Source organism: Succinivibrio sp., assembly GCF_045124615.1.
Taxonomy (GTDB): domain Bacteria; phylum Pseudomonadota; class Gammaproteobacteria; order Enterobacterales; family Succinivibrionaceae; genus Succinivibrio; species Succinivibrio faecicola.
In genome coordinates, this window is sequence record NZ_JBGVMC010000392.1 from 1 (window position 1) to 3,327 (window position 3,327).

At 36.2% G+C, this 3,327-nt stretch carries 4 protein-coding genes; 1 reads left to right on the top strand and 3 read right to left on the bottom strand.

Going from position 1 to position 3,327, the window contains the following annotated elements; translation table 11 throughout:
* Together ACJML3_RS10470 and ACJML3_RS10475 are read right to left on the bottom strand one after the other, a co-directional pair.
* Positions 1-311 (bottom strand): non-canonical purine NTP pyrophosphatase (locus tag ACJML3_RS10470; protein WP_406023032.1); only part of this gene is annotated, 311 nt, incomplete at its 3' end.
* On the bottom strand, positions 308-1,741 hold the full coding sequence (locus tag ACJML3_RS10475; protein WP_406023034.1) for an FAD-dependent oxidoreductase: 1,434 nt from the start codon (positions 1,739-1,741) through the stop codon (positions 308-310). The genes ACJML3_RS10470 and ACJML3_RS10475, both read right to left, overlap by 4 nt.
* A 323-nt stretch (positions 1,742-2,064) precedes the next feature.
* On the opposite strand from ACJML3_RS10475, the gene ACJML3_RS10480 reads away from it, so the two are divergent.
* Complete coding sequence (locus ACJML3_RS10480) at positions 2,065-2,676, top strand: HAD family hydrolase (protein WP_406023036.1); 612 nt, start codon at positions 2,065-2,067, stop codon at positions 2,674-2,676.
* 28 nt (positions 2,677-2,704) lie between these two features.
* Here the strand turns inward: ACJML3_RS10480 and ACJML3_RS10485 are convergent, their stop codons facing one another.
* Positions 2,705-3,139: an RNA chaperone Hfq gene (locus ACJML3_RS10485; RefSeq protein WP_406023038.1), complete on the bottom strand. Its 435-nt coding sequence runs from the start codon at positions 3,137-3,139 to the stop codon at positions 2,705-2,707.
* Positions 3,140-3,327: the final 188 nt, after the last annotated feature.

Here is a 3,327-nt window from a genome sequence, read left to right on the forward strand (position 1 = left end):
AGAAGCTTCTTATTACAGCCCTTTTCATCTCCGTGGACACCTGAGTATCTTGCTGAATATATACCAGGAGCACCGTTTAGTGCATCTACACAGATACCAGAATCATCAGCAAGAGCCCACTGATTTGAGTATTTAGCAGCATTTCTTGCTTTGATAATTGCATTTTCAATAAAACTTAAACCATCCTCTTTAGCCTCAGGTACATTAAATTCTTTTTGCAAAACCACATTGTATCCAAGAGGCTCTAACATAGCCTTAAATTCGCGGGCTTTGCCCTGATTTGAAGATGCTAACACTATCTGTCTGTTCATATCTGTTGTTTTTTTCTCAATTTCTTTATATTAAGTTTTTCTACTGCTTCTCTTGCAGCTTCACCTATTGCGCTTTCGGCGGATAAATGGAAATATTCATAGGATGCGAGCATTTCAACTGTCATGGAATTTTCCATAGCCAATGCTAAAAACTGCGCTATCTTATCACCTTTATATGCACAAATCTCAGCACCAAGTATTTTATGTGTCTTTATAGATGTATAAATACTTAAAATGCCACCATCCTCTCTTAGACCTCTAAAATGTCCCTGAGAAAGTCGGCTTTCTGTTGTAATAAACAGATCACCTGTCTTTTTTGCATACTCTCTCATTTGATCAAGAGTATTTCCGACAATTGCAAGAACAGGATCTGTATGAACTATTTCAAGTCTAACGGGTTCTTTCTTTTCAGTTAAATTTGGATAAGTAGAAGCATTTAGGCCTGCCTGCTTACCTTCTGCAATTGCAACAGAAGATAGATGATGATCATGGCATACGTCGCCTGCAGCAAAAATATTTGGTACTGATGTCTGAAGAGTTTTTGGATCACATTTAATGCAGCCAGTAAAATCCATCTTCACACCAATCTTCTGCAGATTCATACCAGAAACATTTGGAATTCTGTCAGTTGCAGCTACGACAGAATCCATATGAAGATAGTTTTCATAGCTTCTGCCGTCAATATAGTAGATAACATATCCATCTTCATCATTTTCCATTGAAGTGATATATGTATCAACATACAGATTAAATCTTGATGAAAGCATCTGATGTGCAGTAGTAAGTACGGCATCATCAGTTAAAAACCACAGTTTTCTCTGACCGAATACTACAACATCTACCCCCAGATAGGATAATGCCTGACCTAATTCCAATCCGACTTTAGAACTTCCAAAAATTGCAACTGAACTTGGTAGATTATCAAGTTCAAAAAATTCATTAGTTGTAAGAATATTCTTTAGTCTTGACTGTTCATATGTTACAAGTGGTGATGAACCTGTTGAAATAACAGCAGTTTCAAAAGTAATTAGAATTGAATTATCTACACTAAGAGTATGATCATCTACAAACGAGGCCTGGCCTCTTATACGTTTATTCTCAGGAATTCTGTACATAAAAGCCAGAACTTCTGCTGTAGCACGAGCTCTTACAGCTCTAAGGGAACTAAGCACATTTGAAGTATCATAGGCAAGTTTTGAAGAAAAAGTAACTCCGCATTTAGACAGGTCATCATAGGCATGCATTGCTTTACCAGCAGACATCAGAAGAGATATCGGTAGCTCACCTGAACGCTGTGCTGTAGTACCTAAAGGGCCTGTATCGACAATAATACATGATTTTCCACCAGAGGTAGCATGCTTATAGGCTTCAATGCCAGCAGTTCCTGCACCGATTACAACAGTATGACAGGATAGTTTTTTAATATCCATTGTATAGTTACTAATTTTCCGCTTAAAATACAGCTCTCTTCATTATAGAAGACAGGCTGTAGCTGCTGATTGAATTTACATGATCAGAAGATAAAAATTTTTATCTCTTCTATCTTTTAAAGTTATGAGTTTGCTTTCACTCATAGTCTTTATTCGTATATTCTCGTTTTCCTATTTTATCCGATTTACAGTCAGATTCAACATTGCACACACATCAATCAAATTCATTTTTAAAAAGCCATACACAAAAAGAATAAGATTGCCAAAGATTGAGCAGATTTCATTTGGTATACTTTATCCTGTCTATTAATACGGAGTCTCATATGCAGATAAGTGCTTTATCAAAATACAAAGGTTTTATATTCGATCTTGATGGAACACTGATTAATTCAATGCCCTACCATGCTAAAGCATGGAGACAGACTAGCAATGAATACGGATTTGATATTGACGAACAACTAATATTTGACATGGGCGGAGCTTCAAGCCTTGATATTGCTCTTCACCTAAAGAATATGGGAAATCCAATTGATGATCCTAAAAGCTTTGTTGCAAGAAAAATTCAGATCTTCACTGAGCATATTGAAGAGCTAGAAGATTTCAAATCAATTCAGAATATCCTTATTGATGCAAAGAAAAGAGGATGCAAGATAGCAATAGGTACAGGTACAAGAGAGCCTAATGCTCTTAAAATACTTATCTTAAAAAATCTGATGTGCTATGTTGATGCATTAGTTACATCAGAGCTAGTTGAAAACCACAAGCCACATCCTGATACATTCTTGCTAGCAGCAAAGAAACTAGGTCTAAAAAATGATGAATGTGTTGTTTTTGAAGATGGTCAGCTTGGCATACTTGCAGCTATTAACGGTGGTTTTGATTGTGTTGAAGTATCACAGGACAGAATCAAAAACTACTACGAAATTGACAGATAAGAAAAGCCTGCATTGCAGGCTTTCTTTTCTACAGAGATTCAGATGTTCTTTCAGAATAATGAGAATTTTCAGAAGATCTTCTAAAACCATGATGAGGATGGTTTTCTGAATGAGATTCTGATTTCTTTATTGAAATAGTAGAAATCTTGTCCTTGTATATCATCTGTTCTATGCCGTTAGAATCAGTAATACTGATAGTAAACGCATCATGAGATGAAATAACACCTTCAAACTTTACGCCTGCTGTCAGGAAAATACTTACTGGCATTTTATTATCAGCAAGATACTGCAAAGCAGCATTCTGGCCTTTTCCCTGAACAAATGCAGTTACAAATCCCTTCTGTTTGTCATGACCACGATTGAATGGTCTTTTGCCTTTTGAATTCATTTTAGAAAAAGGCCTGTGAGGAGCAGCTCTGAAAGGACGCTTCTCTGATGAAAAATTATTATTAAATGATTCCACGATGAAACACTCATAAAAAGTTATTATTATTATCGTTTAATAGCTTATCACGAAAACAATAATCAACCTATAAAAATTTTAGAGTTTTGTGTCAGTTAGCAGGATTTTTTTTGAAGCGTTCTGAAATGGTGCCCAGAGACGGAATCGAACCGCCGACACGGGGATTTTCAATCCCCTGCTCTACCGAC